Raw genomic sequence first — 7,074 nt, forward strand, 5'->3', positions numbered from 1 at the left:
TTCCCTCCACCCTCCGCTGCTCCCCCCGCCAGCACACCGGAAACTTTCTGCGCCCATTTGTTCTCGACGTCGAGCGCCACAGCATAAGGCAGATAGCGCTCGAACAATTCCGGAGTCTTTTCCGGCGGATGCAGATAATTCAGCCGGTCCTCCTCGGCGACGCCGAGATAGAGCTTGAAGCCCTCGATTTCGTCCATGACCTTGCGGCCTTCGACGGTCGGGGCCTTGAGCACATAGAAGGCGAGCCAGACCATAGGCGCAACAATGATCGGGGCGAGAATCGCGAGCGCCACGAGTGATCCGGTCGCCGTGTGAACGGCCCCGAGGAGAACGGCAAAGCCTGCAATCGCGAAGGCGCCAGAAAACGCAACACCAAACAGGAACGCGGCAAGGCCGGTTCGCCCGGCCATCACGCCGAGCAAGAATGACACCATCACCGCAACGGCAGGCGCAGCAAAGGCCGTGCCGAACAACATCGCGCCGCCAAGGTCGGAGCCATAGGTTGAGAACACTGAGAGCGCGATCGCGCCGATGAACGCCAGCCACAGAATAACACCCATGATCGACCAGCGATAATTGTTGGTGAACAGGGTATTCTGGTAGAGCCGCTGCAAATGCTCATGCAGCTTATCTTTCGCCTTGCCGATGGTCTTGTGATTGACGTTGTCCAGCAGCAGCGAATTGTCCAGCAGGAACAATTCTCGCGCCATCTCGGCGACCGGCGGCGAAACGTTTTGCCCTCCAGCTAGCGCGGTAAGGCGCATCTGCCTTCCGCTGTCGTTGATCTTCACCCCGCCATGCACGGCAAGGTCGAGGATGGCCGCGCTGAAGGCGCGGTTGTCGAACTCCATCTCATGAACATAACGGACTGCGGGCGCAGACATGCCCCTGGGCGGCGCGAAGAGCGGGATGATCGTGCCGCGCCGCGGATCGCGCCCAACCTTCAGCCAAGCGTAGAGATAATAGCCGAACAGCAGCAGCAGCCCGATCGCTGCGACGGCGACGGGCAGATTGTCGGCAAGCCAGTATTGCGCGAGCTGAGCCTGCGTCGGCGGCGAGACGATCCCTCTCGGAAATCCGGCCGCGACGGTGAGGCCGTTGCGCGCGGGCAAGGGGCGCGTGGTACGGAACACAATATATCCCGGGCGCTGCTCGACAATACGCGCATCCGTGCCGGTGGCGCCCTGCGGACCGGTATAAAATGCGGTCTGGGTGAAGGCGACGGGCTCCGGCAGCGTGATCCGCGCCTCCGCAACATCGATCGGGAAGGTCCAGCCGGTGCCGGTGGCGTTCCAGTAGAGTTCGTCAAAGTCCGCGAAGAAGCCGATCTGCCGCGTGGTCCGGTAGTTGATCACATAGGTGTTGGGCCCGAACTGAACGGTGCGGTCGGCGCTGCCGATCCGTACCCGCACGCCGTTCGACAACCGCTCCGTGCTGTAAGGCTCCGGATTGCCGTTGCGCGTTACCGACAAAACCACGAAGCCAACTTCGACCCTGCGGCCGTCGCGCGCGGTATAGCGGGTCGGAAAATCGCGCAGGATGCCGCGCCGGATCTCGCGCCCCTCCGCCTGCACGCGAATGGTTTCGGTGACGTCAAGATCGCCGTTTTTTTCCACCTTCACATCGCTGATGAAATTCAGAATGCGTTCGGCCGCCGCGGCGGACAAAGGCAGCGCCGTGACGAGAACGGCAACGAAAACGAGGCGGACAAGCACCTTCATGATGTCAGGCCCGCTCGAAGCTGACATTCGGCGTCACCCGGCCGGCCTCGTCGGCCTCGAAGAACTCCGCCTCCTTGAAACCGAGCGGCCGCGCGATCAGCAGGTTCGGAAACGACTGGATCGAGATATTCAGGTTGCGCACCGAGCCGTTGTAATAGCGCCGCGCCATCTGCAACTGGTCCTCGATCTCGGCAAGCTGCTCCTGCAGCTTCAGGAAATTGCGGTCGGCCTTCAGGTCCGGATAGGCCTCCTTCAGCGCGATCAGCTTGCCAAGGGCGCTCTCCAGCGCACGCTCGGCACTCTCCTGCGCGCGCACATCGGCTGCCGCGAGGCTTGCGCTGCGGATTGCGGTGATCTCCTCGAACAGCTTGCGCTCATGCGCCGCATAGGCCTTCACGGTCTCGACCAGCGCCGGGACGAGATCGGCGCGCCGGCGTAATTGAACGTCGATCCCGCTCCAGCCCTCGCGCACCATGTTGCGCTCGCGAACGAGACCGTTCAAAATCACGACGCCGTAGATCAAGAGCGCGGCGACGACGGCGAAGGCGATGTAGCTCATCCGGATTGTCCCCGCAGCCCGCGGCGTGATTTCAAAACGCCCGCCCGATCAATGCATCGACAGAATAAGCTCCGCCGCCATGGGCGAGAAAATAAAGTGCGGCCGCCGTCCACAATAGCGGATATTCGCAGCCGCCCTGATTCCAGAAAAAGCCCTTTCTGTGCTCCCAAATGCTGAGCGCGAGCAGGATCACGATCGGGATCGCCGCGACCCGCGTGAACAGGCCGAGCGCCAGCAGCGGGCCGCCGACCAGCTCGGTGATGACGATCACCCAGGCCCAGAGTTTGCCGGGGCGATAGCCGCCGTTATCCAGAAGCTTCGCAAAGTCCGTGACATTGCTGACCGGCCCGCCGGAATTGGGGAAAAAGCCCATCGACATCCGCAGGCCATGCGGCACCAGCGAAAGCCCGACCACCACCCGCAGCACCATCTCCGCGAGTGGCGCTGCGGAAGCATACAGGCCCGCGAACTGCGGGATGAAAAGCGGAGTCGTCTCGTGCATGAAGATATTTGCCGGGCGGGATGGGGGTAACGTGAGGGGGAATCGTCCCTGCGTCAATGCGGCGGGCTCTGGACCGTCCCGATCACGCCCTGTGCCGCATGCCGGTGTCACACCGTCGCCATCACATTCGCATGAAGTCCGGGCGTCGCGGGAACCCGACGGTTGTCGCTGGCGTTTGCGGCCGGTAATCGTCCGGTGTGACTGTCTCGCCGGCCTCGTCCTTCCATCATGCGGAGCTCACACCGATGTCACGCAGCGGATTTCCCTCGATGACAGCCCTGCTCGGGCTGCTTGCGATCGCAGGCTATCAAAACCGCGACAAGATCGCGGAGATGCTCGGCAATCTCTCGAAGGGCGGCGCCGGCGCATCGTCTCCTGGCACCGGCGCTGGCAACGCTCTGCCCGGTGGCCTCGGCGGCCTGCTCGCGGGTACCAGCGTTGGCGGCCTTCTGACCGGCGCGCTTGGCGAGTTGATGGACCGGTTCGGCCAGTCCGGACACCGGGACAAGGTCGAGTCCTGGGTCGGCACGGGCCCCAATAAAGATGTTGCGCCGACCGATCTGCGCTCCGCGCTCGGCCCCGATGTGATTTCGGCACTGACCCAGGCCACCGGCCTCAGCGAGCAGGAATTGCTCGACCGGCTCTCCAAGACGCTGCCGCAGGCGATCGACCAATACACCCCGGAAGGGCGCATCGCTTAATCAGCGACGATGGTCATGCGGAAGCGCGTGCGTTCAGCACCGCTTCCGCGGCGGCCTTTCCAGTCGCGAATGCTCCATGTGCGGTCGAGAAATCGTGCAGCGAACACGCCTCCCCCGCAAAGAAGATGCGGCCCTCGACCGGCGCTGCGAGCGCTGCCCGGCAATCGGCGCTGCCCGGCCTGGCGTAGGAATAGGCGCCACGGGCGAACGGGTCGGCACCCCATGAATGCACGGCGACCGGCGCGATCCGCTTTGCAAAGTCGTTGCCGAGGAGATTGGCCAGCTCACTCTTGGCGAAAGCGAAAAAGGCTTGCGCGCCGCCGCGCTCCAGCTCCTGCGCCAGCGCGCCGCCGAAATAGCATTCGATCTGCGGCCGGCCGAACGGACGCATATGGTAAGCGCCGGTCCCGGTGCGGTCGGTGCGGCCGAACAGCCGGCTGTCCGTCTCGAATTCGTCCGCGTGCTCCAGCAACAGGAACAGCTTGTCGTCATGCCCGAGCGGCAGCCCGCCTGCAGCCTCTGTCTTGTTGGGCAAAGCCGGCGTGAATGTCACCGCCTCCAGCGCGATCAGCGACGCAGGGAGGGTGACGATAACGGCCTGCGCCGTCACCGTGCCGCGAGTGGTCTCGACCCGGATCGGCACCGCGCTGTGATCGATGCGACGGACCGGGCAATCGCGGTGGATGTCGAGGCCCTGCGCGTAGCGCGCAACAAGCGCGCCATAGCCCTCGACCACGCGCCAGTTCACGCCGGTATCGGCATAGCGGTGCAGGTCGAGGACCGATACGTTGTCCCATTCGGAACCGGTCACGAAGGTTGCGACGGTTCCGATCAGGCCGTTCCACCGGTTGCCCGGTTGCAGACAGTCGGAAGCCGGACCATCGCGGCCCTGCATGCCGAACGCTTCGACGCGCTGATAGAATTCATCGAGCGCCGCGCGAAAGTCGCGCTGGTGTTCAAGCGGAAAGCCGGTCGGCAGCGATGGCCTCGTCCAGGGCGGCGGAGTCGTGTCGATGGAAAGACCGAGACCGCGCGCGACACCACACCAGGGATTGCGATCTGCCGAATGCAGCCAGCCGCAGCCGAGATCGAGCGGGAAGCCCGCCGCGATTTGTGTGAACGCGCGTCCGCCGATACGTGAGCGCGCTTCCAGAACACAGATGCGGAGGCCGGCGTCATGAAGCGCGCGGGCCGCGGCTATTCCGGCGGCGCCTGCGCCGACGACGATGACATCGTAATGTGACATGAAGTCATGATGAACGACGGGGCCGAGAGATACCACCGTCGATGCACGCGGTCTGCGGATTTTCCGGAACAATCAGACGTTGATAAACCCGCATATGACCAGCAGGCTGAGCGTGACGATCACGGCGGCGTTGCGGACCACGAAGGCCCCGGCGGCCATCGCGGCGAATGCGGCTTCGTCAATGATGAGGTCTCGAGTCATGCTCTATCCCCTGCGGCTTTGGGCGGAAGCCGTCGGCGTGCGCCTGTCGCGGCATCTGTCGGCTGGCTCCCTCTTGGTCTCCTTACTGATAAGTTCGGTTCGAACGCCTGAATGTTTCGGCAGTCACACGAGTGTGATGTCCGAGCCGCCTTTTCCTCTCGGCCTGCCCCCTATTCCGCCCGGCACGCCGATCGGATAGCCTTCCTATCCAAGAAATGGCGTTCGCGAGCCGGCCGATATGTCAACATCCATGCACCCCGCTGCACCTGATCACCTGCCCTGGTTTATCCCCGCCCCCGGTGGCAGCGATCTCCTGCTGGTCGGGACCGCACTTTTTCTCCTGGCCGCAATCGTCGCGGTCGGTCTGATTTTTCTGCGGCTGCACACCCTTCCGGAGCGGTTGGCGCACAAGTCGCAAAAGCTCCAATTCGAGATCGTTGCGGTGCTCGGCCTGATCGCCCTGCTCACGCACCAGCATATTTTCTGGGTTGCCGCCCTGCTGCTGGCGCTGATCGATCTGCCGGATTTCGGCACGCCGCTACGCCGGATCGCCGGCTCTACCGAGAAACTTGCAGGCATTCCGCCCGGCGACGGCAACCGGGAAGCCGACGAAATCGAGCGTGCCTCACTCGCTGCGCAGAAGAGAGAGCACTGATCCATGCTTGAACTTCTGCTCTGCTCCATGCTCACCATCCTGCCGGATTATCTTTACCGGCGCTATGGCCAGGGCAAGCGCCTCGGCAAGGAAATCACCCTCTACTCGGTGTGGTTCGAACTGCGCTGGGGCATCGTCACCTGCCTGTTGCTGACGGTCGCGCTGATCACCACGGTCTTTTACTTCCATCCCTCCACCAATTCGGTGGTTGCCTCGTTCCGCGCGGTGCCGATCGTGTCCGAAACCAATGGCAGGGTTGCGGAAATCTTCGTTGGAATGAGCGACGACGTGAAGAGCGGCGACCCGATTTTCCGGCTCGACGATGCGCAACAGCGCGCGGCGGTCGAAACTGCAAGGCGGCGCGTCGCCGAGCTCGATGCCCAGATGATCCAGGGCCGCGCCGATATCGCCGCAGCCGCAGGTCAAGCCGAACAGGCAAGAAGCGCCTTGCAGCAGGCGATCGACGAACTCGAAACCAAACAGGAGCTCAACCGCCGCTCCGCCGATGTTGTGGCGCGGCGCGAGATCGAGAAACTGGAAAACGCGGTCAAGGCCCGGCAGGGCGCGCTCGATGCAGCAGAGGCGCAGCGGCAAGCCGTTGAACTCAAGGTCGGAAGAGTGTTGCCGGCGCAAAAGGCGAGTGCCGAAGCCACTCTCGCCGAAGCGGAGGTCGCGCTCGACAAAACCACGATCCGTGCCGGCATCACAGGGCGGGTCGAGCAATTCGCCCTTAGGGTCGGCGACATCGTCAATCCATTCGCACGGCCCGCGGGCGTGCTCATCCCGGCCGAAGGCGGACGGCGTGCACTTGCTGCGGGCTTCTCACAGATCGAGGCGCAGGTGATCAAGCCGGGCATGATCGCCGAAGCCTCCTGCATCTCGAAACCATGGACCGTGATCCCGATGGTCGTGGCCTCAGTTCAGGATGCCATTGCCGCCGGCCAGTTTCGCGCCGGCGATCAGCTGATCGACGTGCAGCAGACGGTACGGCCCGGCACCATTCTGGCCGTGCTCGAACCGCTCTATCCCGGCGGGCTCAGCGGCGTCACGCCGGGCAGCAGTTGCATTGCGAACGCCTATACCAGCAATCACGAATTGCTGGCGACGCAGAATGTCGGAATGCTGCGCCGCTTCGGACTGCACATGGTCGACGCGGTGGGGATGGTCCACGCTATCCTGCTGCGCATCCAGGTGCTGATCCTGCCGGTCCGCGACTTGGTGTTCCGCGGCCATTGACGCGCGGTGCGCTGCACCTGCCAGCGCACCACGATCGCGCCCACCCTGGTGGATTCTGGACATTGAGGAGATTGGTAGCGGGGGAGCGACTCCGCCCATCCCCTACCGCTTGAGATTGCGGGCCGCATAGCGGCCCTTTCGGATTAAACTAGGGGGTAAAATGGGCCTATTGCGACGATTATTTTCAAAACGTCACCGCCGGCCGCGCCTTGGCGCGGCCTATTTAGTGGCGCGGAATGCATTCGAGCGCTTG

At 63.6% G+C, this 7,074-nt stretch carries 8 protein-coding genes; 3 read left to right on the forward strand and 5 right to left on the reverse strand.

What is annotated here, in order from left to right; translation table 11 throughout:
* From ACK41X_RS21850 to ACK41X_RS21860, 3 genes are all read right to left on the reverse strand, one after another.
* A partial coding sequence (locus ACK41X_RS21850; RefSeq protein WP_409727898.1) for a DUF2207 domain-containing protein occupies positions 1-1,748 on the reverse strand: 1,748 nt, incomplete at its 3' end.
* Positions 1,726-2,280, reverse strand: coding sequence for a LemA family protein (locus ACK41X_RS21855; protein ID WP_409727900.1), 555 nt, complete (start codon positions 2,278-2,280; stop codon positions 1,726-1,728). The genes ACK41X_RS21855 and ACK41X_RS21850, both read right to left, overlap by 23 nt.
* 31 nt (positions 2,281-2,311) lie before the next feature.
* The gene (locus ACK41X_RS21860; protein WP_409727903.1) at positions 2,312-2,782 is read right to left on the reverse strand and encodes a DoxX family protein; all 471 of its coding nucleotides are present in this window, start codon (positions 2,780-2,782) and stop codon (positions 2,312-2,314) included.
* A gap of 245 nt (positions 2,783-3,027) precedes the next feature.
* On the opposite strand from ACK41X_RS21860, the gene ACK41X_RS21865 reads away from it, so the two are divergent.
* Positions 3,028-3,483: a YidB family protein gene (locus tag ACK41X_RS21865; protein WP_409727906.1), complete on the forward strand. Its 456-nt coding sequence runs from the start codon at positions 3,028-3,030 to the stop codon at positions 3,481-3,483.
* A gap of 13 nt (positions 3,484-3,496) precedes the next feature.
* On the opposite strand, the gene ACK41X_RS21870 is transcribed toward ACK41X_RS21865, so the two are convergent.
* Both ACK41X_RS21870 and ACK41X_RS21875 read right to left on the reverse strand, forming a co-directional pair.
* Positions 3,497-4,729 (reverse strand): flavin monoamine oxidase family protein, encoded by a 1,233-nt coding sequence (locus ACK41X_RS21870; protein ID WP_409727909.1) that lies wholly within the window; start codon positions 4,727-4,729, stop codon positions 3,497-3,499.
* Between the two features lie 72 nt (positions 4,730-4,801).
* Entirely contained in the window at positions 4,802-4,930 is a 129-nt protein-coding gene (locus ACK41X_RS21875) for a hypothetical protein (RefSeq protein WP_409727911.1), read from the reverse strand.
* A 238-nt stretch (positions 4,931-5,168) separates the two neighbouring features.
* Here ACK41X_RS21875 and ACK41X_RS21880 point away from each other — a divergent pair, with 238 nt between their 5' ends.
* Together ACK41X_RS21880 and ACK41X_RS21885 are read left to right on the forward strand one after the other, a co-directional pair.
* Positions 5,169-5,585 carry a hypothetical protein gene (locus ACK41X_RS21880; protein WP_409727914.1) on the forward strand — a complete coding sequence of 139 codons (417 nt, stop codon included), beginning with the start codon at positions 5,169-5,171 and terminating at the stop codon, positions 5,583-5,585.
* Between the two features lie 3 nt (positions 5,586-5,588).
* Positions 5,589-6,821 carry an HlyD family secretion protein gene (locus tag ACK41X_RS21885; protein WP_409727917.1) on the forward strand — a complete coding sequence of 411 codons (1,233 nt, stop codon included), beginning with the start codon at positions 5,589-5,591 and terminating at the stop codon, positions 6,819-6,821.
* Positions 6,822-7,074 lie beyond the last annotated feature (253 nt).

The sequence above is a fragment of the Pseudorhodoplanes sp. genome (assembly GCF_046289595.1).
Taxonomy (GTDB): domain Bacteria; phylum Pseudomonadota; class Alphaproteobacteria; order Rhizobiales; family Xanthobacteraceae; genus Pseudorhodoplanes.